The sequence below is a fragment of the Parabacteroides sp. AF19-14 genome (assembly GCF_003635485.1).
In the GTDB taxonomy this organism is placed as follows: Bacteria; Bacteroidota; Bacteroidia; order Bacteroidales; family Tannerellaceae; genus Parabacteroides; species Parabacteroides distasonis.
Map to the genome: position 1 here is coordinate 132,565 of NZ_QTMJ01000008.1, position 24,128 is coordinate 156,692.

Sequence of the window (24,128 nt, forward strand, 5' to 3'; positions counted from 1 at the left end):
GACTTTTTTTATTAAAATGAAACATTCAAACCTACTGTATAAGTTCTAGGTTTAGGATATTCAAAGAAAGAAATATTCTGTCCCCATTTATTTCCGTCGTAAGATGTAGACTCTGGATCATATCCTGCAAAATCTTTACTCGTCAACAAAAAGAAATTACTTACACCAGCAAAGACTCTAAAACTTCCAACACCCATTTTTTTCGTTAAACTAGAATCAAACACATAACCTAGCTGTATCAAATTTCCTCTTAAATAAGAACCATCACAAACCCATCCTGAATCAGCATGTGAATTTTGTCCAAAAGAAGGAGCATATCTAATAGCAGGAACAAACGTATTAGTGTTTAAAGGACTCCATGCGTCATATAAGATACTTGACAAGCCATTTGCTAGTCCAAAACGATCTTCTGTTGAATGTTTAAAGTGTTGAAAAACATCTACACCCGTTACAAACTGTAAATCAACTGTTAAATCAAAATTTTTATATGTAAATGTATTTATAATACTACCTGTCAGGTCCGGCAATCCTTTACCTATTATCTCCATCTCATTAGAACGCTTGACTTCACCAACATGTTGACCTACTTTTTGAGCCTCCAATGCTTCATTTTCAGTCCAAACCCCCAAGCGTTTATACCCCCAAAAAGAACCCAAAGATTCACCAACTCTTAATATCGTTGAACTCGTATTAACAAACATTGGACCAGGGAATATATCCGCATCAGTCTCACCTAATGAACATATCTTATTCTTATTATAATTCATATTAATGCTTGTCGTCCATCTAAAATCAGATGTCTGAACATTGACAGTATTGATCATGACATCCAAGCCCGTATTCCTAACAGAACCAATATTATCTATAACAGATTTAAAACCTGTAGTATACGGCAAAGGTCTATCTAACAATAAGTCATATGTATATTTATTATAATAAGACACATCAAAATTAAGCCGACTATTAAATAAATTCAAATTAATACCAACATCAAACTGATTTGTTTTTTCCCATTGTAAATCTGGATTTGCCAAACGATTAATTTGACTTGCAGAAACCAATGATCCATTTATCAATGTATTATAAGAATCAACCAAAGCCAAAGAAGAATAACTACCAATGTCAGTATTACCCGTCACACCAAAACTAGAATGTAGTTTTAACAAATCAATAAATTTCACATTCTTCATAAAAGATTCATTTGACACAATCCAACCAATACCAGCAGAAGGGAAAAAACCATATTTGTTATTGCCTCCAAATCTAGAAGATCCATCAACACGAGTTGTAGCAGTTACGGTATAACGATCATCGTATGTATACCCAGCACGTAAGAAATAAGAATTCATAGACCAAGCGTCATAATTAGAGGTAGGTATACCAGGTATTGTCCCAACACCTATATTTTCAAATCCATAAAAATTATTTGAAAAACCTTTAGATGTTGATGTACTAGTCCTATATATTCTTTCTTGCCAAGAAAGACCTCCCATTAAATTCAATCTATGCTTGTTTATTGTATTTTGATATGTCACAAAAGTCTCTTCTTGCCAATATAGAGATTCAGAATTCACCAAATTAACTTGCCCTAAAGGAAATCCATCCGAACCTCTTAAATCAGGAGGAAGAAAATCTCTATTTCTATTATTATGAGAATCTATACCAATTTGCGTTTTCAAATCCAAACCAGGTAATAAATGGAATGTTAACGAAGCATTCCCAAAAACCTGAGTTCTATACCTCATTTGCTTTGTTGAATTAAGAGCATATACAGGATTCGAAATATTTTCTATACGAATATTATCTGAGATGGTAGTCGAACTAGACCATGTTCCATCTTCAAATTGCATTGGCATCCAAGGCATCATCTCTATCATCGTTCTTCTTGGCTGCTTATTTCCCCCATCTTCTTTTGTCGTATTCCCCCATGAATGATTTACAAGTAAATTCACAGAAGTAGACAACCAAGTCGTAGGTTCCGCATCAAATGTTATTTTAGCGTTCAAGCGCTTCATATAATTATTTAACAGCAACCCTTGTTGATCTGTATAATTCAAAAAAGCGCCTGTTGATGTCTTATTTCCACCGTATTGAATACTTAATTGATGATTGTGAGACCATGTTGTTCTTGTCGCCTCTCTCTGCCAGTCCGTATCATACAAAGGATTTCCGTTTGAATCAAACAATCTAGGATCCTTAAAATAATCAGCTCTATTTGTAGAAACATTTGCTCCGTACCATTTATTCGCATTTTCCATACTCGTTTCAAAAGCTTGCATCCATTCTTCTGAATTGAGAAGATCCATATAACGGGACATAGTACCAACACTCAATGATCCATCATAAGAAATTACAGCTCCTTTGTCTTTACGTCCCCTTTTTGTTGTAACTAAGATTACACCATTTGCACCTCTTGAACCATAAATAGCAGCAGAAGAAGCATCTTTTAGCACCTCCATACTTTCTATATCATTCGGATTTAAATACTTAAAATTTTCCATCACAACCCCATCAACTACATACAATGGATCAGAAGAAGAATTTATAGATCCAACTCCTCGAATCACAACACGCATACCTCCACCCGGTTGTCCTGAATTAGAAAAGACATTTACACCTGAAGCTTTTCCTTTTAAGCCATCTAAAGCACTGAATGGTTGATTTTTTAACAAATCATCAGATTTAGTAACAGATATAGAACCTGTTAAATCACTTTTCTTCATCGTTCCATAGCCTACGACTACAACCTCGTCAAGTTTCTGCGTATCCTCCTTTATGACAACCGAAACCTTATCACCCGTAACTTTTACCATCTGAGTTAAAAACCCAATATAACTCACTTCCAATTCTGTACCTTCTGGAATTTGCAAGCTGAACTTACCATCCATATCCGTCACCGTCCCGTTCGTTGTGCCTTTTACCATGACATTAGCTCCAATAACCGGTTCTCCTTTCTCATCGAGGACAATTCCCGATACCTTTTTATCGGTTTTGGGAAAAGAGTTTCCTTCATTTTCCTTGATGGATAAGATAATACTCTTGTCCAATACCTTATAGGTTACGTCCGTACCATCAAAGAGCTTATTTAAGATGGAAAATACATTTTGGTTCTTCGTGTTGATAGACACCAAACGGTCTACGTTCACTTGCTTGTTATTGTAGAAAAAGCTAAACTCAGACTGAGCCTCTATCTTATCCAATACTTGCTGGACAGTCTCGTTCCTAGCTTCTAACGTCAACGAGGTTATCTGCCCATACGTACCCGTGGCTCGCAATAGGCCTACCGAGAGAAATAACATGAATACCATAAGTTTCATACGCAACGGAATTTTTTTCAGAATAGCAAATAAAAATTTCACCACCCTTATTTGTTGGATGCTTAAATTATTTATCATAGATTTGTCATGATTTATTGTTTATAAAAAAATAGTATCTAGGCTTGTCGCCAAACAAGCTTGCCGAAGATTTTCACACGAGAGAATACGCCAATATTTTCTCGTGTGTTTTTTATATCATTTATGGTGAACGTATTTTCATAAGCATTCGTATTAAAAGTTAACAAACTAAAGGACATCGCTAAAACAACACGACTCGATCCTTTCCTATCTTACCACTATCTCTTTCTGCCTTTTCCTCAAACCTATAATTTATTTTAGATGATATTTTCAAATGATCCAATATGCGAACCAAGCTCTGATCATCAAATGTTCCCGTGAAAGAATTATCCTTCAAGGATTCTTTCTCAATCACGAACTCAACATTAAATCGCTTACCCAACATCCACAACACATCCGACAAGGAGGTATTTCTCAATATGATACGACCATCTTTCCAAGAGACATCTTTCAATACATATACATTATCATTGGTCTCGACAGAGTGGCTACGTTTATCATAAATCACTTTTTGGGCGGGCTTCATCAGTAAAGACTTCTCCTTGCCTTCTTGATCGTAAAGCAGTTTGACCGCACCTTTCACCAAGGTAGTCGAGATAAAGTCGTTCTCACTATAGGCATCCATATTAAACTCCGTACCCAAGACCTCTACTTTTATCTTATTCGATGTATTCACGATAAACCTCTCTTTCTCGTCACTTCGTACCGAGAAAAAGGCTTCTCCATCTAAAAAGACTTCCCGCTTTCCTCCCGTAAACCTTACCGGATATTTTAAATAGGAGCCCGAATTCATCCAAACCTTGCTTCCATCCGGTAAATCGACAGAGCTAATCATCCCATGATGAGAGCGCACTTCCATGTATTGCGGCGTATCTTCTTTTATTTCATTATAAATAACGGAAAGCAATAACGGGATAAAAAGAATCGCAGCAGCGCGTTGAAACCATCCCAAAACAGATACCCACCTTTGTTTAGCCATTCTTCGATGGACGATCGACAAATCCTTTTCTGCATCAATTTCCCGGATCGTACATACCGTATCGATCGCCGAATAAATATAGCCAACATCCTTGGCTAATTTCTCATGCTCCTCCGACTCATTGATCCAAGAACTCACCTGCTTTTTCTCCAGAGGGTCCAGATCCCCCGAAAAATAACGTAGTAACTTAGACTCATCAATACAACTATTTTCCATAATAAAACCTCTCTTTATAATTAAGACTAACATCAAAGAGAATCTCCTAAATGATTTCTGATTTTATTTCATCCATATCGAATATTTGATTATGTTTGTATCATGCAAAAGGAGATAAACATAGAGGACAATCAACTATTTCAAGCTGTTAAAGGGGGAGACAGGAAGGCTTTTGATATTCTTTTCCTACGATATTACCCGATTTTATGCGCTTACGCCAAGCAATTTGTGGATTTAGAAGACGGCAAGGAGATCGTACAAGATGTCATGGTCTGGTTTTGGGAAAATAAGGAGATGCAGACGTTCGATACCTCCCTAAAAAATTATTTATTTAAATCGGTGAGGAATCGATGTCTTACCCTCATCAACCGGAACGAGATAAAGAAACGAATCCATGAAAAGATACAAGTATATATGGAGCAACTACATGAAGATCCCGACTTTTACATCGTTGAGGAATTAGCCGGAAAAATCGAGACTGCCATATCACGCCTACCGGAAAGTTACAAGGAAGCGTTTAAGTTAAACCGATTCCAGAACATGACCTATAATGAGATCGCCCAAAAACTAGGGGTATCCCCAAAAACCGTGGATTATAAGATACAGCAAGCCCTAAAAATACTTCGTCACGAATTGAAGGAATATCTGCCGTTGCTGGCATTCCTGTTCTCTCCGATAACACCTATTTAGAGGGCCTGCCGCAGACTAAATTATCGTTTTAAAGAATTCTCAAACGCATTTCTCATCGCTTGCAACTCCTTCACTTTCTCTGGATACTGATCCGCAAGATTCGTGCTCTCCGTATTGTCTTTTTCCAAGTTAGACAGGAATAGCCCTTTCCTCGCTACTCTTTGTTTCGGTGTAACATCCTCCGGATTCGCTATCAATTTCCAGTTTCCACAATGAACCGCCCACTGATCTCCAAAATCAAAATGAAGTACTTTGTGAGGAGAGGACTTAGAACCATCCTTTATAACAGGAACCAAGCTCTTTCCATCCACATCCATCCCTTCCGCTGAAAGACCGCATAATTCGACCAAGGTAGGAAACCAATCGATATTCATCGCTACCTGATCACGCACCTCGCCTTGCGGCAGCTCCTTGGGCCAGCAGATGATAGCCGGAACCCGGATACCTCCCTCAAACAAAGAGAACTTTCCGGCCCGGTAAGGACCGCTATAGCCTCCTCCTCTAAAAGTACGTTCCTCCATGCTATGCCCGTTATCCGATTGGAAGATCAAGATGGTATTATCGGCCAACCCCTCGGCAGCCAAGAAGGTACGTAACTCCCCTAAATAATCATCGAAAGTAGAGACAAACGCCGCATACATTCTTCTGGGATTAGGTAGGTCCGCATAATAATCCAGCCATTTCTCGCTGGGCTGCAATGGGTAATGAGGGATATTTACCGCCCAATAGATAAAGAACGGTTTCTCTTTATCTTCCGTAGCGAACTTCTTGATCTCTTTCAGGTTCTCTGCGGCGAAAAAGTTGCCCGGAGAATAGATCTCCCTCTCATTCTGCCACAAATCATGCCGATTCGGGCCACCCCAATAATAGAAATGGGAATAATTATCCACACATCCTCCTCGTATTCCCCAAAAGTAATCGAAACCCTGTGCATTCGGTCCCCATTCCATGCGTTCTCCCAGATGCCACTTCCCGATCAAGGCCGTACGATATCCGTTCGCTTTCATACGCTCGGCGATCGTCTCCTTCTCCGGAGGAAGATGGCTATTACCTCCTGCGTTTACGGTCAGTCCCGCACGTTTGGCGAATTGTCCCGTCAATAAGGAAGCCCTCGACACCGAGCTAACCGCCGCCCCATAAAACTGGGTAAAGCGAACGCCTTGATTTGCCAAGGCATCCATATGGGGAGTACATAAATCTTTCGCCCCAAAGCAGTTCACGTCCAGTGATCCATGATCGTCCGTATAGATCAAGATCACGTTCGGATGAGCCGACTGAGCCTCAACGATACCAGCGAGCAGAAGCCCGCTGGTAGTTAAAATGAGTTGTTTTATATCCATGATTTATTTATTGAATATCATTTTTAGATGCATTACTTCCAAATATTCCACCAATCTTGCCAATCCACATGATCTTCAATCTTTCCTTTCTCGAAAGATTGTCTGTAATCCTCCACATTCTCTTTCAAGCACTTTTCTAATCGTTCCATTTTCTCGGGATAAGCCGCCGAAATATCATTTTTCTCACTCGGATCTTTCGCTATATTATATAATTCATATTTTCCTTTTGTATAATAAAGTTTATAATCCATATCAATCACGGCCCCTTGATAACCAGAGCAAAAGACTAAAGGCTTCATCCTTTTAGTTTCGTGCTTCATAAGTTTAGGCCACAAAGACTCACCATCCAATACAAGTTTTTTACTATTAGACACATTCGCTATATCCAATAATGTCGGCATATAATCCACGGTAGAGCAAGGGACTCCCAGTTTACTACCTTTCGCTAATTTCGCCGGCCAACACATAAGCGATGGAACCCGTATCCCTCCTTCGTAAAGAGAACGTTTTTTACCCCGGAAATTCCCGGGAGAACCCGGAGTCTCCAATTCTGGGCCATTATCACTACAAAAGAGAATTATGCTATTCTCATATATATTTTTTGCCTTTAAATAATCCACTAAACGTCCTATCTGTTCGTCTAAAGCCGTAATACAACCATAATAATTTCGTTGTTGCAAATCTAAGTCCTTATATAAAGCAACCTGTTGAGGACCAGCTACACACGGTAAATGAGGAGCATGAAACCAAATCACACTAAAAAAAGGTATACCTTCTTGAATAGAACGCTCCATAAAAGGCAATGCCCTATCCATTATAATTTTGGAATCATCCCCTTTGAGATCTTCAGTGACCTTTGTGCCCTCCTTATCCCAATAGGCGGTTCCATAAGCCAGACTAGGTTCTCCCTCACGAATATAGTCCCAAAAACAACCATCATTCTGAATCGGCTGTATCATCGGATCAAACGTCGGAACTTTTGATTCCGTAATAAAAGACTCCTCAAATCCATGCCAAGAGGGTGGGTTATACAAATGTTTATTATCCACACTCCCACGATTCGCATCCTTTTCCTTATATGTCAACGTTCCTAAATGCCACTTTCCAAAAAGCCCTGTCGTATATCCGTTCTCTCTCAATAACTCAGGAAGCGTGACCTCCCTTTTTCTGAGTATTCCAACATTCGCTGAGAACACACCGGTTCGGAAAGGATGCCTTCCAGTCAATACACTTGCCCGTGTCGGGGATGAGAGAGGAGCGGCAGAATAAAATCGCTCCATAATCACTCCATCTGAAGCCAAAGCATCCAAATGAGGAGTTTTAATTATGGTATTCCCATTGAATCCAACATCTCCCCAGCCCATATCATCTGCCATGATTACAATAATATTTGGACGCTCACTTGCTAGCACGCCAAAAACATTTGATGTAATCAAACACAAACCACATAAAGCAATCTTATTCATAACTCTAAAATATTAAAGATTCAATTAGAGGGTGAACACATCAGCCCACCCTCTAACTTCAACTAATCCCAGTTTGGATTTTGCTCCAAATTTGGATTCAAGACTGTTTGGTTATAAGGGATCGGCCATAAATAATCTCGTTTCGGATTAAAAGAACGTTTCACGACTTCTATTCCATCATAATTATGCATCATACCATTATTCTCTTTCTCGGCGGTTTTCCAACGCAAGATATCCGAATAGTAGAGTCCTTCAAAGGTCAACTCGATACGGCGTTCACGGCGGATTACCTCACGCATCTGATCTTTCGTCAAACCTTTTGGTACTTCCGGCATATTGATATCCGGACGCCTACGCAATTGGTTGATGGCATCATAAACTGACTGATCAGGACCACTCGCCTCATTCTGCGCCTCGGCATACGTCAACAGAACTTCCGCATAACGAATTAAAATGAAATTGAAAGCCGAACGTTCTACTAAAGGAATCGTTACATCATCCTCATAAGAAGTGTATTTCTTCACACCGAAACCCGTAGTCGCCACATCTTCTTTTGTGATCGTCTTTCCTAAATACGGATAACCGATGCAAACGATCGATTTCAATAAACGAGGATCTCTGTTCTCATACGGACGAGTCGGATCATAAAGCGGTGACTCTTCTATCGTCTTCCCGTCAATACAGAGATATGTATCAACCAGTTCCTTCAAGGGAGCCGGACGATTCAAGCGCCAGATATTCTGATCATAATCCGTTGGATACTCTGGCAATTTCGCTTCTATATCAAAGATTACCTCACAATTATATTTATTATCTTCGCTAAAGAAATGACGATAATCATTGAATAATTGATAAACGCCAGACTCCATTACCTGCTTAGCGGCTTGGGCCGCCTCCGCCCAACGAGAATTATATAATAAAGTACGGGCTTTTAACGCTAATGCGGCACCTTTTGTCGCACGTCCCAAGTCTGAGCTAGCATAGGTGTCCGGTAGCACGGCAGCGGCCTCCTCCAAATCCTTGACAATCTGATTCACTACCTCTTCCTTGGAATTGCGAGGTAATTCAGCTTGCTCATCCGCATTGGGAGCATCTATAATCAGCGGTACACCTCCGAATTTATCGACCAGACTTAAATAATAGAAAGCTCGTAAGAACTTGGCTTCACCCACCATCTTCGCCTTCTCCGACTCATCCATATCAACACCTCCGACATTAGCGATGAAAGTATTCGTACGGCCAATACCAACGTAACAGTTCTTCCATAAACTTCCGATTAGAGCCGTAGTAGACAAATGTTCACCCTTTCCAATCGCTTGCGTACCATTCGCCTCGTTATAAGGCATCGCATTCGCTGTCAGCATATCGAATTCCATCGTATGCAATGAACGCCAAGGTTTCAATGCGTTGTAACATCCCATTATACCGGCGCTCGCATGCTCTTTTGTCTTCCAGAATGTTTCCGTGGAATATTGATCGGAAGGATCTACATCCAACCAGCTATCGCAAGCGGTTAAACTCATACAAGCGACAGCGACACATATCATCTTATATATTTTACGTCTCATATTATTATTCCTTATTATTTAAAATGTGACATTAACACCTGCCGTATAAGTCCGTACAGACGGATAGGCATACCAGTTGCTTCCCTTCAAGTTCTTCTCCGGATCAAAATCCTTCATCGGAGAGAACGTGAATAAGTTTTGCGCATTGACAAAGACCTTTAATCTCTTAACCACACCGCTTTTCAAGAAAGAGGCCGGTACGTTATAAGAAAGTTGCAAGTTCTTCAAACGTAAATAAGAGGCATTTCTCAACCAGAAATCATTTGTACGGAAATTCTCGTTCAAGCATCCTTCATACGTAGTCAAGATAGGCAATGTAGCGCTGGTTCCCCGCTCGGGAGTCCAAGCATCCGTCAACCATTGTTCCGGCAAACCACAACCAAACCATAAAGGAGTAGCACCAATGCGGTCTCCATATGTATAGACATCAGTTACACCTTGGAAGAAAGCGCCCAGATCCCAATCCTTATATCCTAAGTTGATATTGAATCCATAAGTTATCTTAGGAATCACACCACCACGTATCTGGCGGTCATCTTCAGTAATTTTCCCATCTCCATTCGTATCCTCAAACTTCAGATATCCCGGTTTAGTAGCCGCGGTTTGATACGGACTATTCTTGATTTCCTCCTCAGATTGGAAAATACCGATAGCATGAAGCATATAATAAGAATCGATAGGCTTTCCTTCTTCCAAGATAAACATTCCATCAATGATTGTTTGCCCCTTCAAGCTAACGATCTTATTCTTGATAAAGGTCATATTTCCATTTACCTCGTAACGGAAGTCCCCGATATTGTTCCGATACCCCATATTCAACTCGAAACCTTTATTGCTCACCTCGCCGATATTACGGATCGGCCCATCCAGACCACCTACTTGATCCGGCAAAGTAACCTTACGCAAGATGTCGGAAGTACGTTTATCAAAGAACTCGAAAGAGAAATCTAAGTTTCCGTTTAACAAGCTAGCGTCAATACCGACATTCGTCATGGTCGTTGTCTCCCATGTGATGTTCGGATCGTTATAGGCGGTAATAGCCGCTCCGGATTGCATCGCTCCATTCAACGGGTAGTTATAATCCGTAATTGAACCATCATTTTTTATCACCTTCAAGTTCATTAGGTCCACGTAACGGAACAAATCGATACGCTCGTTACCCAATTGTCCCCAAGAAGCTCTCAATTTCAGATTATATATCCAAGGAATATCTTTCATAAACTCTTCCTCGCTCAAACGCCATCCGGCAGAGAATGATGGGAAAATACCCCAACGATTTCCTTTGGCAAAACGAGACGAACCATCATAACGAAAGTTACCCTCAAATAAATAACGATCCTTATAACCATAATTCACCCTACCAAAGTAAGACATCAAGACTGATCTCGAGGAAGTACCCGCTACACTCGGATTACTAGAACCTGCGTTTAATTCGTGCAACTCGTTCCCTAAGAAACCTTCTACCTTAGCGGAAAACTCAGTCTTATCATCGCTCTCAAAACTATAGCCAGCCAATACTTTTACGTCATGGGCATCATTGAACTTCTTGCCCCAAGATAAAGTATTGAATACTGTAACTGCCAAGTCATTCTTATCACCTTTATAGGCATGGCGTGTATTCTGACCGTCATAAACCACTCGTTTCTCCTCATTGGTCTTCAACTGATATTCGTATACATCAGGCGCAAAACGAGATTGCAGATAATCATATTTGTTTAAACCGACATTCAAGTTATAAACGATATCAAACGGAAGCTTATATTCCGCAGACAAATTCGCCAACATACGCAAGGACTTATGCTTGTTCTCGCCCTCATCGGCCAACGCCAACGGATGGCGATAGATATTATGCCCAGGAGTACGGATAAAGGTATCCGCATAGCGACCATCGGCCGTATAAGTCGGGTGGAAAGCCTGCGCTTTATAAGTCATCTCCACTAAGTTTGCCACACCCGCTACCGGCTCATTATAGATCTGATAATGCGCATTGATATTAGCGCCGATCTTCAAACGGCTATTTACCTGAGCAGTCGTATTCACAGCTAAGGTATATTTATTGGAATCCGTTCCACGCAATACTCCATTTTGATCACCATAGCCTAAAGATACGGAATACGTATATTTATCATCACCTCCGGAGAAACGCATGTTATGCTCCATAATAAAGGCATTATTATACATGATATCCAACCAATTATTCTGCGGATACATAATCGGGTCTGTTAACATGCCTTGTTTGTACTCCTCGATTAACGCGTCAGAATAATCCACCGTTAGTTTACCTTCGTTCCGTTGCGCTTGGTTTCTCATTTCCATAAACACGACCGGATCATATACGAAGTTAGGCAGATAGGTAGCCTGCTGCACTCCGAAATAGTTATTATAATCGACGGTAAACTTACCTTTCTTTCCCCCCTTTGTCTTTACCAAGACAACGCCATTCGCCGCACGAGAACCGTAGATAGCGGAAGAAGCCGCATCTTTCAATACGGAAATACTCTCAATATCATTCGGGTTTACCGCCTCTAACGGAAACTCGATACCATCCACCAAAATCAATGGGTTATTATCGTTCAAGGTTCCCTGACCACGAATACGAATCGTCGCCCCGTCCGCTCCCGGCTGAGCACCCGCTTGATTTACGTAAACACCTTGCGTACCTTGCAACGCTTGGGTCGAGTTGGTGATCGGACGATTCTCCAACGTCTCCGCATCCAAAGAGGAGATCGCTCCCGTTAAATTCACTTTCTTCTGCGTTCCGTAACCTACGACCACAACCTCATCCAACTTCTGGGTATCCTCGGACAGGCTGACCATTACTTTCGAAGAATTACCAACCTCGACCGTACGATCCGTATAACCAATAAAAGAAACTACCAAGATCGCATTGTCCGATACTTCCAGACTGAAGTTTCCATCAATATCCGTAATCGTTCCGTTCGTAGTTCCTTTAACGACAACATTCGCCCCGATAATGGGTTCTCCCAAGGCATCTTTTACTTGCCCGGTAATCTTTCGTGGCGAAGACTGGAATAAGGCATTCGGATGTGAGACACTTGAAACACTCTTTGACTTAATTATAATCTGCCGGTCTACAATCTCATATTGGTATCCCGTATTTTTCAAGGCTTGCTCTAAGACCTCCTCTAACGAAGCATTATTTGCTTTTACACTCGTTTTCCTATTTACATTTACTTGATTATCATTCAAGAAGAACGTGTACTCACTATTTTTCTCTATTTCTTTTAGCACTTCCGATATACTGCAATCCTGTTTATTCATGGAAAGCTTATAATTCTGTCCATAGGTAGAAGCGGATACAGTGCATGCGAAAGCCAAGGATAACAACGCACTTATCTTCATGACTCGGTTTACTTTTCTGATTTTTTTCATAACTTTGTAATGTTTCTGATGAATAAATTAGCAGGTGTGTCGGCCTCTCAACTCCTAACGCCTGCCGTCAAGAACATTTGCACAGGAGGAGAAACTTAGTTTGTCCTCCTGTTTTTTTTATTAGATTTAAGAACTGTTAACAAGCATATCTCCTAGAATTTAACGTTAGACACTCATTTATCTCCCTTTATATATAGTTCATATTCATTGTCTTTCTCTCTGTATTTAATGGGCGACGTATTGCTCAGCATAAACAGGATTCGCTCCAAGGACTCATCCCGTACCTTAAACGTAAACCGATATTTCTCCGCTATCTCCTTCGGGCACTTTATCTTCCGCCCGAACCAAGGCTCCAGACGGGTAAGGATCATGCTCAAGCGTTCGTTCTCAAAACTGAGGACACCGTTACGCCAACCCGAATACTCCTCGGCATTAACCGTCTTAACTCTAACGGTATTCGCTTGTTTGTCGAAAACCAACATCTCGTTCGGGTTCAATATCACCTCACGCCTGTTCTTCACATTGGGACCTCCCAAGCCAATCTTCACCTTACCGTTTAACAGGATCGTCTCCAACTTGCTCTCGGAATCATAATTGAAAACCTCGAAGGCCGTGCCCAAGGCCGTTACATCCATGTTCTTGGTATGCACGGTAAATGGTCTTTCCCGATCTTTCGCTACGTCGAAGAAGGCTTGCCCTTTTAATTCCACATCACGGGTCTTGCCATCGAAACTCTTTGGGTAAATCAACTGGCTATTCGGCCCCATTCTCACGGTCGTGCCGTCCGATAAGGAAACCGGCTCTATGCAACGGACACCGGAGGCCATTACATATATATATTGATCTTCTTTCGTATGAGACCAATAAACTACGCTTCCTACACCTAAAAGTAGCAATATGGAGGCGGCTATCGCCGTAATCTTATAGACCCAGAGTTTACGGACACCGTTTGTCGCCATTGTCCGGGCTATGATTCGTTCCCACATGCGATTCCCCACCACGGGATTCACGCGATCCGCAGCCTCGTCCCATTGGGAACGCATACGCTCTTCCACTTTTGGGTCACACAGCAAACGTTGCCGATCTTTCTCATCCAGAGCATCTCGCATCAACTTCTTCAATATCGTTCTCGTATCTTCGCTCATGTTTATTATTCTTGTTCTATTTATAAATACACGCCATGTTTTCCTTCCCCCTATTGGGTGATAAAAAAATTTCACTTAGGTATACAAGAAATATAACGGATCTTCCTTGCTTTCCATCCTTATATTTCCGTCCTTTGTATTCAATGAAATTGGTTGCCGACGGTGTCGGCAGTATTTCCGACGCCGTCAGCAATATTTCCGACAGCGTCAGCAGCATTGCCGAGGGCGTCGGCAACCGATTTCATCAAATAGAAACGCCAAAGAGATAAACGTTAAATCTCCGAGGCATCCTATACATTATCCATTTAAATAACGAGAAAATCATGGGTAAACCAAGAAGTGGCATCCAAGTCAGTATTTATAATACACCGGGCAATGAACAACGCGGGCCAACATCCTGCGCACGAGTCATCACCAGAGATACCAAACGCATGAACGATATATGTGAGTATATTTCCGAATGCTCATCCGTCACCTCCGCCGACATAAAAGGTGTATTGGAGGCGCTTACTTCCTATATCGGCAGGGAATTATCCTATGGGTACAGCGTGGAACTGGAAGGATTGGGACATTTCTCGCCATCGGTAAAAAGCAAAGAAGTAACGGACCAGAAAGGAAATACTAAATCAAGCGCTAGCATACACGGCGTTAACTTCCGCTGCTCTCCCCGACTGAAGGAGATGGTAAAAAAGAACGCCCCCATCTTGGTTAAACGGGAAAATCTGCCCAAAACGGGAATCGAGGGAAGGAAGGCTAAGATGTTATCTTATCTAGAAAGAAACTCATATATAAATCTCACCGATTACGCCGGCTTGAACAATTGTACCCGCTACCGTGCGAGCGAGGATATCAAGCAATTTATCAAGGATAACGTAATAGCCAGCGTAGGATATCGAACACACCGGATTTATGTGCTGCCTGAAAAAGAAGACGAGCAAAACTAAAACTTAGGACGAAAGTGGCACTTCCGGACTCTATAAATACGTGACCTAGGAAAGCGCTAGATAAACCAGATAAGTAACATGATATTTTTCTTCAAGAACTTCAAGGCTTCGCTGATTTGGTTCTCAACGGTCTTCTCGGAAATATTGAGTTGGAAGGCTATCTCTTTATAGCTTTTATGCTCCTTCCGGCTTAGATTAAAGATAACCCGGCGTCTTTCCGGCAATTCCTCTATCAAATGATTGATATACTCCCCCAAGTTATAGGCGGTGATCTCTTCCTCTAAGTCGTAAGAGGTCTCCATAGCGGACAAGACCGTCATTTTATAAAAGTCCTCGTTCACGTTCTTCCGGTGCTGATTAAAGATCAAGTTACGGGTGATGACAAACAGAAGCCCCTTGAAGTTATCATCCTCCCGGATGAATTCCCTCGACTCCCAGACCTTGATAAACACCTCTTGTACCACATCCTCGGCCACATCCCGATTATTCAAATAAAGCCCGCAGAAATGATAAACCTTTTCCCAATATTGTTTATACAACATCGAAAAAGCCTCCCTATCTCCTTCTTTCAACGACTTTATAATTTGTCTCTCTTTCATTTAGCATCACATATCGTTTCGCGAAGATAATAAAATCATATACTAATAAAAGTTAATGATATCCCAGTTCTCCCGGACTTCTTTGTACTATTAATATAGCACGAGAAATAATGGAAGAAGAAAACAAACATATAAGCGATTTATTAATCCGATACGTAAATGGACTCTATACACGGTACGATATAGAGACCTTGCGGAAGTTAGCCTCATCCATAACGGAGCGAGCAGAATTAGAAAGCGAAATGGACCGGGTCTGGAGCGAAGCGCAGGACTTACCTCAATCCGATTCCCATAATCATCTGCTTTATAAGAAGGAGGCGCAAGACCTGTTGGATAAGACACGTAAAAGAGAAAGAAGAATCTCCCTATCCACTTTCATCAAGTATGCGGCGAGCATAGCGATTATCGTTTCCATCGGATTCGGAGCGAAACTATACCTAAATCATTCAGCGAAGCAGCATACATCTGCCAGCGACCATCTCCTAACGGAAATAAGCGTCAATCATGGCGAACATAAGCAAGTCACCCTTCCCGATGGCACGGTCGTTCATCTAAACGCCGGTACCGTCATGCGATACCCAACGGAATTTACCTCTGACATCCGTTTGGTAGAAATGGAAGGAGAAGCTTTTTTCAATGTCATGAGAGACGAGGGCAAGCCCTTCATCGTCCGTACCCGACAAGCCGACGTAAAAGTACTCGGAACCTCTTTCAACGTAAAAGCCTATCAAGAGGATGAGTTGATGGCCGTCAGCGTTCGGACCGGAAAAGTTGAGGTGGATATGCCCGAAAGCGTAATGCGCCTATTACCGAACGAGCAAGTAATCGTGAATAACGCGAATGGAGAGATCCTTAAAAAGAACGAGGACGTCCAAAAAGTAACGGCATGGTTGCAAGGTGGCCTTTATTTTAACCGGACACCTATTAGTAGCGTTGTACATGATCTGGAACGGATGTATAATCAAGCGATCGTACTCGATCCGAATAGCGTATTCGACGATTACATCTATGGCGAGCACGACAATAAAAGTCTGGAAGCCGTACTGAACGCGATTCAATATTCAACCGGCATCCGATACCGGACGGAAGGAAACCGGATCGTGTTATACAAAACGAGTTATTAACCTTAAAATCGATTTGCCATGAAAGATACGACCTAAGCATAGCCACATAAAAAAGGGAAACCGACCTCTGACCTTCGATCTCCCTTTATCTTTCCCGATATGTACACCCTTGGATTGGACCCCCTTGGAGATTACAGAAATCGGACTGTTTTTAAAAGTGTATAAAAACAACCTTTAAACATACAAAATTATGAACTTTCCAACTATTACTAGGTATAATTGGATGTGTTGTTCTATTATTTTAGTTTTTTTAGCGTTAAGCTCCCCTAAGCCTCTGCAAGCCCAAGAAAATCAAAAAGAAAGAATAACGATTCAAGTAAAAAACCAACCCATACAAAAAGTCTTCGATGATTTGTCGAAGCAGACAGGATTAAAGTTTTTCTATGGAGAAGCCATCGCGAACCGGAACGTACAAGTTAACCTAAAGTTCAAGAACGCTCCCATCAACAGCGTATTGAACGAGATCACCCGGCAAGCCAATCTTTATTTTAAGCGAGAGAATAACACGATAGCCGTCAGTCTCGGAAATGCGGGCAACGCCTCCGTTCCAGTGACACAAGACCGGAAAGTGACCGGTATCATTACAGATGAACGGGGCGAACCGATCATCGGGGCGAACGTCGTGGTAAAAGGTACGTCCAAAGGGACAGTTACCGACCTGAACGGTGAGTATAGCATCGAGGCGAACGGTAAATCGATCCTGCTCATATCTTACATCGGCTATTTATCGGAAGAAGTGGCCGTAGGCAACAACAAGACCCTTAATATCCAGCTAAAGGAAGACGCCCAGAAGCTTGACGAGGTAGTCGTGATTGGTTACGGAACACAGAAACGAAGCAATCTTTCCGGAGCGATCTCGAAAGTCACCTCTGAGGTTATCGAATCTAAGCCCGTGACCAACGTGCTATCCGCCTTGCAGGGAGAAATACCGGGGATGGTTATCCAACGAAGCTCCGGCCAGCCGGGTAACGAGGACTTTAAGATGAACATACGTGGAGTCTCATCCGCTAACGGAGACAGTGCCCCGCTGGTTTTAGTAGATGGTATTCCCGGTGATATCAATATGATCAATCCGCAGGATATCGATGCCATCTCCGTCTTAAAAGATGCCTCCGCCTCTATTTACGGAGCACGGGCCGCAGGCGGCGTTGTCTTGATTACGACCAAGAAGGGAGCGACCGGCGCACCTAAGATCACTTACAATGGAAACTTGTCGATCTCCAAGATGACCGGTATGATGAAAGCGCCAACCAATTATGAGATGGCGATCATGGACAACGAGGCCAATATCCATAACGGCTCCGCCCCTATGTATACGCAAGAGCTTCTGGATAGGATCTTGTCCAACGACCCGAATCCGATCGATCACCCGTTGTATGGAGGATGGAAATTGTTCTTTACGAACACGGACTGGATGGACGAGCTGTTGAACAACGGCGTTCAGCATAAGCACAATCTCACTATCTCCGGTGGCGGCGAGAAATCCAATTATTATTTATCCGCCGGTTATAGCAAGCAATTCGGAGTCGTAAAATATGCCGACGACAATAACACCAAGTATAATCTACGTATGAACTACGATTATAGGATCACGGATTGGTTAAAGCTGGAAACCAAAGTAGCCTTGGACAATAATAAACGTACCGATGTAGGCAGCAACGGAGCGTGGGTAATCGGTGAGGCGATTCTGGATATGCCTAACCACCCGGTCTATAATGCCGATGGTAACTTCTTCACCCAAGGAGGCTGGAGCAATGCCGTAGCGTTGGCCAAAGAGAGCGAGACCGCCACGTTCAAGACCCGGGAGATGAATGGTAATTTCAGGTTAATCGCCAACATTATCGACGGGCTGACCTTAACCGCCCAAGCCGGTGTTAATTATAAGAACAAGAACAATGAGGACATAGCGAAAGCGATCCCTCTTTATACATGGGACAATAATATCACCTACTACACCGGAGCGGGAAGTCCGGAGCAGTCTGCCGTGGATCGCACGACAGAAGAGACCGTTTACCAAAATTACACGGCCTACTTGAATTACGATAAGAACTTCGGCCCGGACCACCATCTGGACGCCATGTTAGGTATGGCCTACGAGACGGAGGAAGTCCGCATGTTCATGGCACGCCGTGATAACTTCATCTCGGATGAGCTGTGGGAGCTTAACCTCGGAGGCACGGGAAATATGAAGAACGACGCCAAAGCCGAGCATTGGGCTACCGGCTCTACCTTCGCCCGCCTAGGCTACAGCTTTAAGAACAAGTACATTCTGGAGACAAACTTCCGTTATGACGGTAGTTCCCGTTTCGCCCCCGGCAACCGGTGGAGAATGTTTCCCGGAGTCTCCGCCAGCTGGCGTATCTCGCAAGAAAACTTCTTGAAAAACTCCAAGGTATTCAATGAGCTGAAGTTAAGAGCATCATACGGACAGACCGGAAACCAAGAAGGTATCCGCCTGTATGACTATATCCAGTTGCTAAAGTTTAGGGACGATGGCTGGGGAACTAAATTAATCTATCCGTTCGGAAACGGTTCCCAAAGCCAAGCCATGGGCTTAGACGTATTGGCCGGGGTAGACCGGACATGGGAAATTCTGGAGAATGTCAACGTGGGTGTCGATGCCGCTTTCCTTGATTCCCGCCTCGGCTTCTCGTTTGATTATTTCGTGAAGATGAATAATAATATGTTAATTCCGGTAACTTATCCCAGCATGTTAGGCGCGGAGGCACCCTACTCGAACTCGGGTAAATTACGCACGAACGGCTTCGAGTTGACATTGAACTGGACCGACAAGATCGGCAACGTTGAATACTCTGCCCAATTCCAGTTGACCGACGCCGTGAACAAATTAGTTGAATACGGAGGTGCCGATACCTATAAACTAGGATTGAACGAGACCCGGGAAGGTTATCCCATGAATTCCTATTTCGCTTACGTATACGATGGCGTGATCAAGGACCAAGCGGATCTCGACGCTTATAAGAAACTAGAGGGCGTACCTTCCAATATCGGCATCGGAGACGCGAAGTTCAAGGATTTGAACGGCGACGGTAAGATCTCCACCTACGGTGATAAAGATGGGGATGACGGCGACGCCGAATACGTTGGCTCCACCACTCCCCGCTATTCCTTCGGATTGAATCTGGGCGCTAAATGGAACAACTTCGATATCAGCGTATTCTTCCAAGGAGTTGCCAAGCGCACCTTGTTCCGTGAAGGAGACTTCGCCATGCCTTGGAGCGACTGGTGGAGATACCCGCCCCAGTTCTACTACGGCCAGACATGGAACGAGGATCGCCCGGACGCCTATTATCCCCGCTTGACGCATGGAGAGATTCGGCATTGGAATTATCAGGCATCCACCCTGCAAAAGATCAACGCCGCCTACATTCGCCTAAAGAATATCCAGATAGGCTACACGCTCCCCAAAGGTGCGTTACAGAAACTAGGCATCGAACGGACACGCTTTTACGTAAGCGGACAGGATCTATTCGAGATACATAACGTAAAAGGAGGATGGGACCCCGAGTCGGACAAAGCCGGATTCAATTATCCGTTCCAACGTTATTATTCTTTCGGTATTGACTTAACTTTCTAAGGTTCCACGAAAAAACAAATTAGCAGTATGAGACGATTTAATATAATTATAGCGCTATCGGCCACACTCGGGCTATCTAGTTGCGACTTGGATATGACACCTATGGATCAAGTGTCCGACGCCGTATTTTGGCAAAAGCCTTCCGATTTCGAGTTGGCCGCCAATGATTTCTACTTCAGCCTGATGGAGGCCTCCCAATATATAGATAAGAACTCGGATATCGCTTTCGGTTCGGGGGCGGACGACGTAAGCGATGGTTCTTATTTAGCGCCGGTCAATTCGGATGATTGGGATGAGCCTTGGAAATTCATCCAATCCACTTCCTATCTGCTCAAGAAAGCGGAGGAGTCTGGATTGACCGATGACGAGATCGGACGCTGGAAAGCCGAGGCCCATTTCTTCCGGGCCTACAACTACTGGAAACTGGTCAAGTTCTACGGAGGGGTTCCCAAGATAGAGATTCCCTTGAATACCTCCTCGGAACAGCTTTACACGCCTCGCTCCTCCCAGCAGGAGATCATTGATTTTATCATCGACGATCTCGATAAGGCGATTCCTTTGCTTCCCAAGCAAAGCCAGTTGACTACCGAGGAATTGGGCCGTACCACGCAAGGGGCCGCCTTAGCGTTAAAAGCCCGCGTATCCTTGTACGAGGGAACTTGGGAGAAATACCATCAAGGCTCCAACGCCGATATGTATATCCAATCGGCCATCGATGCCGCCCAAGCCTTAGTGGATTCCAAGGAATACGCCTTGTTCCGGGATAAAGGGAAGGAAAGCTATAAATATCTACATATCTTAGAGGGGGATGATAGCAAGGAGGTCTTATTGGCAAGGCGTTATTATAAATTGAGAGTGACCCATAACTGGACACGGGAACTTTGGTTCGGTGCCATGGTTCCTACAAAAAACCTTGCGGATATGTATTTATGTAACGATGGTCTGCCCATCGATAAATCTCCTTTATTTAAGGGATTCCAATACCAGACGAGTGAATTCGAGAACCGGGACTCCCGTATGGAGCAGACGTTTATCGTTCCCGGTAGCGAGGTCTTTTTCGAGGGAGGTCTCTGGACACCTACCTATCCGGGATTTGTAGGGAATAGCGCTACACGCACAGGCTATATGATCCGTAAGTTCTTGGATGAGACATTGGATGCCGCTCAATTCATCGGCGAATACGACTTCAAGGAGTTTCGTTACGCCGAAGTCCTGCTGATCCTCGCCGAGGCTTTATACGAGAAGAACGGACAAATCACGGACGATCAGTTAGACATCACCATCAATGATCTGAGAAACCGGGCGAATATGCCTCACCTAACCAACGCTTTCGTCTCCGTCAACGGCCTGAATATGCTGGAAGAGATCCGGCGTGAGAGAACCGTGGAACTGGCATTCGAAGGATACCGCCGGGACGACCTACGTCGTTGGGGCACGGCGGAAACGGTTCTTCCCCTTGCGATCCGTGGCGTGAAATTCGTGGGTACGGAGTATCAACAGAAATTCCCGGAGTTGGTGATCGGGCAGGATATACAGGTGGATAGCGATGGCTTTATCATCGCCCAACCCGCATCCGCCCGCAAGTTCCAGACACCGAAGCATTGGCTATCCCCGATCCCTTTGCAACAGGTACAATTGTCGAAAGGAACCTTGGAACAAAATCCGGGCTGGTAAGGGTTTTTCCAAGAATAAGCGACTATATATATGAGGGTAGGCCCTACCTATACGAGAAGGTAGGGCCTACCTATCTGGGAGGGGAATCCCATTTAAATATGAATTATCTTAAATTTTTATAGCATGAAGAAATACTTTTTAGTGGTAGCTAGTTTTTTTATTTATTCTCATATCAGTCTAGGCCAAGTGTATCCGGGGCAGATGGATTCCACGTTTGTCCCTGTACGGAGTCACCACTATGACCCGGAGTTAACATTTGATTTTTGCGTGAATGAACCCGCTTGGAGCAATCAGGCGGGTATCCATTCCGCCTTCGGATCGACCGACCGGCTTTATTTCCGGAAGGAAGTACCCGTAAACCATGACAACGATTTATCATCTTCCTACTCTACGGCCGTTTGGAGGGGGGAAAGAGCGAATGCCCAGATATTGGTATGGTCGTCAGAAGCATTGGAACAAGTACGTGTCTCTACGCAAGACTTGAGGAGCGCCGAGGGAAACATCATCCCGAAAGATCGGATTACCTTCGAGTTGGTGCGTTACGTATTGTCCAATTATCCGTATGCCGAGAAAAAAGCCATCTGCGGGGAATCTCCCTACAAATCCGGCTTCTTGATGCCAGACCGTTTCGAGACGCTGGACCGCTTCGATCTCCCTTCCCAAACCACCCGTCCGGTATGGATGATGGTGGATGTGCCGAGAGGAACCGCTCCCGGTACGTATAAAGGACAGGTGGAGGTGCGGGCGAAAGGCAAGGCTCCTCAATTCTTGAATCTGGAGATCGTGGTGCAAAACCAGTTGCTCCCCTATCCGAAAGACTGGAAATACCGTCTGGACCTATGGCAGAACCCGTGGGCCGTGGCATGGTACAATCACGTGGAACCGTGGTCACCAGAACATAAAATGCTTCTCAAGCAGCATTTGAAGCATTATGCCGATGCGGGTGGTACCTACATCACGACTTATGGAGTACATTCTCCTTGGTCTGATAACTCCTATATGATCGAGGGGGGTATGATCGAGTGGATCAAGAAAGCGGACGGTACATGGGCCTTCGACTACAAGATCTTCGACGAGTACGTAGAATTAGCGATGGAATGTGGCATCGACGAGGCAATCACCCTCTACACCCCGATTCCTTGGGGATTCCGTCACCGCTATAAGGACGAGGCTACGGGCGATTATTCTTATATCAACTGGGCGCCAAGCTCAGAGGAATTCAAGAAGATGTGGAATATCTTCCTCACGGATTTCAAGTTCCATCTAGAAGCTAAAAGCTGGTTGGACATCACCTATATCGGAATCAACGAGAATCCGATGGAAGAGACCTTAGCGGCTATCAATGTCGTGCGCAACCATGATAAATGCTGGAAGATCACTTACGCCGGCAATTGGCATAAGGAATTGGACGGACTGCTGGACGATTATTCTTTCCTTTACGGAGAGGAACCTACCATCGCCGAGCAAAAGGCACGGGCCGCCACCGGACGCACGTCCACCGTATACGTATGCTGTAACCCGCCGATCCCGAACAACTTCGTGTTCTCACCTCCTATCGAGGGACGTTGGATCAGTTGGTATGTAATGGCGTATGGGTACGACGGCTTCTTGCGATGGGCTTACGACGCTTGGCCGGAAGATGCCGATCGCGACGCACGTCATGGCTCTTGGGCAGCAGGCGATTGCTACATGGTATATCCGGGAGGCAAAAGTTGCATCCGCTTCGAGAAAATGAGAGAAGGTATCGTGGATTTCGAGAAGGTCCGTATCTTACGGGAACTGACCGCCCAATCGGGTAACGCTCAAGCTCAAGGCTTATTGAAGCAGCTAGACCAACATTTGTCTATCTTCCCGAAAGAGAAAGAGTTCGATGAGAACAAGATCTCGGCGGATGTACGTAAGGGTAACCTCATCATCCGTCAACTGTCCGATCTATTGGCGAAATAATGGGCTTATATAGCAGGAAAGACATGAAAGCATATCGTTTAATCCTATCA

At 43.7% G+C, this 24,128-nt stretch carries 14 protein-coding genes; 6 read left to right on the plus strand and 8 right to left on the minus strand.

The features are described 5' to 3' along the window. Positions 1 to 11: 11 nt before the first annotated feature. Positions 12 to 3,395: a TonB-dependent receptor gene (locus DWX33_RS10305; protein ID WP_233570163.1), complete on the minus strand. Its 3,384-nt coding sequence runs from the start codon at positions 3,393 to 3,395 to the stop codon at positions 12 to 14. Between the two features lie 181 nt (positions 3,396 to 3,576). Then, the gene (locus DWX33_RS10310) at positions 3,577 to 4,590 is read right to left on the minus strand and encodes a FecR family protein (RefSeq protein WP_158595299.1); all 1,014 of its coding nucleotides are present in this window, start codon (positions 4,588 to 4,590) and stop codon (positions 3,577 to 3,579) included. 102 nt (positions 4,591 to 4,692) lie between these two features. On the opposite strand from DWX33_RS10310, the gene DWX33_RS10315 reads away from it, so the two are divergent. Then, positions 4,693 to 5,280 carry an RNA polymerase sigma-70 factor gene (locus DWX33_RS10315; RefSeq protein WP_122380342.1) on the plus strand — a complete coding sequence of 196 codons (588 nt, stop codon included), beginning with the start codon at positions 4,693 to 4,695 and terminating at the stop codon, positions 5,278 to 5,280. Positions 5,281 to 5,300: 20 nt separating this feature from the next. On the opposite strand, the gene DWX33_RS10320 is transcribed toward DWX33_RS10315, so the two are convergent. From DWX33_RS10320 to DWX33_RS10340, 5 genes are all read right to left on the minus strand, one after another. After that, positions 5,301 to 6,620, minus strand: a complete 1,320-nt coding sequence (locus DWX33_RS10320; RefSeq protein WP_122380343.1) for a sulfatase — start codon at positions 6,618 to 6,620, stop codon at positions 5,301 to 5,303. 32 nt (positions 6,621 to 6,652) lie between these two features. Next, positions 6,653 to 8,086, minus strand: a complete 1,434-nt coding sequence (locus DWX33_RS10325) for a sulfatase (protein ID WP_122380344.1) — start codon at positions 8,084 to 8,086, stop codon at positions 6,653 to 6,655. 62 nt (positions 8,087 to 8,148) lie between these two features. Continuing rightward, positions 8,149 to 9,654, minus strand: coding sequence for a RagB/SusD family nutrient uptake outer membrane protein (locus DWX33_RS10330; RefSeq protein ID WP_122380345.1), 1,506 nt, complete (start codon positions 9,652 to 9,654; stop codon positions 8,149 to 8,151). Positions 9,655 to 9,672: 18 nt separating this feature from the next. Beyond that, positions 9,673 to 13,047 (minus strand): TonB-dependent receptor, encoded by a 3,375-nt coding sequence (locus DWX33_RS10335; RefSeq protein ID WP_233570164.1) that lies wholly within the window; start codon positions 13,045 to 13,047, stop codon positions 9,673 to 9,675. A gap of 173 nt (positions 13,048 to 13,220) precedes the next feature. Continuing rightward, on the minus strand, positions 13,221 to 14,192 hold the full coding sequence (locus DWX33_RS10340; protein ID WP_005866321.1) for a FecR family protein: 972 nt from the start codon (positions 14,190 to 14,192) through the stop codon (positions 13,221 to 13,223). A gap of 323 nt (positions 14,193 to 14,515) precedes the next feature. Here DWX33_RS10340 and DWX33_RS10350 point away from each other — a divergent pair, with 323 nt between their 5' ends. Next, on the plus strand, positions 14,516 to 15,136 hold the full coding sequence (locus tag DWX33_RS10350; RefSeq protein ID WP_005866317.1) for an HU family DNA-binding protein: 621 nt from the start codon (positions 14,516 to 14,518) through the stop codon (positions 15,134 to 15,136). A 56-nt stretch (positions 15,137 to 15,192) separates the two neighbouring features. Here the strand turns inward: DWX33_RS10350 and DWX33_RS10355 are convergent, their stop codons facing one another. Beyond that, positions 15,193 to 15,735, minus strand: a complete 543-nt coding sequence (locus DWX33_RS10355; protein ID WP_022191874.1) for an RNA polymerase sigma-70 factor — start codon at positions 15,733 to 15,735, stop codon at positions 15,193 to 15,195. 110 nt (positions 15,736 to 15,845) lie between these two features. On the opposite strand from DWX33_RS10355, the gene DWX33_RS10360 reads away from it, so the two are divergent. The 4 genes from DWX33_RS10360 (at position 15,846) to DWX33_RS10375 (ending at position 24,078) form a co-directional block, all read left to right on the plus strand. Next, positions 15,846 to 16,859 carry a FecR family protein gene (locus DWX33_RS10360; RefSeq protein WP_122380347.1) on the plus strand — a complete coding sequence of 338 codons (1,014 nt, stop codon included), beginning with the start codon at positions 15,846 to 15,848 and terminating at the stop codon, positions 16,857 to 16,859. Positions 16,860 to 17,049: 190 nt separating this feature from the next. After that, entirely contained in the window at positions 17,050 to 20,457 is a 3,408-nt protein-coding gene (locus tag DWX33_RS10365) for a TonB-dependent receptor (protein ID WP_036610542.1), read from the plus strand. 27 nt (positions 20,458 to 20,484) lie between these two features. Beyond that, positions 20,485 to 22,131, plus strand: a complete 1,647-nt coding sequence (locus tag DWX33_RS10370; RefSeq protein ID WP_048927794.1) for a RagB/SusD family nutrient uptake outer membrane protein — start codon at positions 20,485 to 20,487, stop codon at positions 22,129 to 22,131. 123 nt (positions 22,132 to 22,254) lie between these two features. Further along, positions 22,255 to 24,078 carry a DUF4091 domain-containing protein gene (locus DWX33_RS10375; protein WP_122380348.1) on the plus strand — a complete coding sequence of 608 codons (1,824 nt, stop codon included), beginning with the start codon at positions 22,255 to 22,257 and terminating at the stop codon, positions 24,076 to 24,078. Positions 24,079 to 24,128: the final 50 nt, after the last annotated feature.

Coding starts and splice junctions, on each gene's coding strand:
- DWX33_RS10305 (WP_233570163.1), bottom strand. CDS start 3,395: ATGATAAATAATTTAAGCATCCAACAAATAAGGGTGGTGAAATTTTTA.
- DWX33_RS10310 (WP_158595299.1), bottom strand. CDS start 4,590: ATGGAAAATAGTTGTATTGATGAGTCTAAGTTACTACGTTATTTTTCG.
- DWX33_RS10315 (WP_122380342.1), top strand. CDS start 4,693: ATGCAAAAGGAGATAAACATAGAGGACAATCAACTATTTCAAGCTGTT.
- DWX33_RS10320 (WP_122380343.1), bottom strand. CDS start 6,620: ATGGATATAAAACAACTCATTTTAACTACCAGCGGGCTTCTGCTCGCT.
- DWX33_RS10325 (WP_122380344.1), bottom strand. CDS start 8,086: ATGAATAAGATTGCTTTATGTGGTTTGTGTTTGATTACATCAAATGTT.
- DWX33_RS10330 (WP_122380345.1), bottom strand. CDS start 9,654: ATGAGACGTAAAATATATAAGATGATATGTGTCGCTGTCGCTTGTATG.
- DWX33_RS10335 (WP_233570164.1), bottom strand. CDS start 13,047: ATGAAAAAAATCAGAAAAGTAAACCGAGTCATGAAGATAAGTGCGTTG.
- DWX33_RS10340 (WP_005866321.1), bottom strand. CDS start 14,192: ATGAGCGAAGATACGAGAACGATATTGAAGAAGTTGATGCGAGATGCT.
- DWX33_RS10350 (WP_005866317.1), top strand. CDS start 14,516: ATGGGTAAACCAAGAAGTGGCATCCAAGTCAGTATTTATAATACACCG.
- DWX33_RS10355 (WP_022191874.1), bottom strand. CDS start 15,735: ATGAAAGAGAGACAAATTATAAAGTCGTTGAAAGAAGGAGATAGGGAG.
- DWX33_RS10360 (WP_122380347.1), top strand. CDS start 15,846: ATGGAAGAAGAAAACAAACATATAAGCGATTTATTAATCCGATACGTA.
- DWX33_RS10365 (WP_036610542.1), top strand. CDS start 17,050: ATGAACTTTCCAACTATTACTAGGTATAATTGGATGTGTTGTTCTATT.
- DWX33_RS10370 (WP_048927794.1), top strand. CDS start 20,485: ATGAGACGATTTAATATAATTATAGCGCTATCGGCCACACTCGGGCTA.
- DWX33_RS10375 (WP_122380348.1), top strand. CDS start 22,255: ATGAAGAAATACTTTTTAGTGGTAGCTAGTTTTTTTATTTATTCTCAT.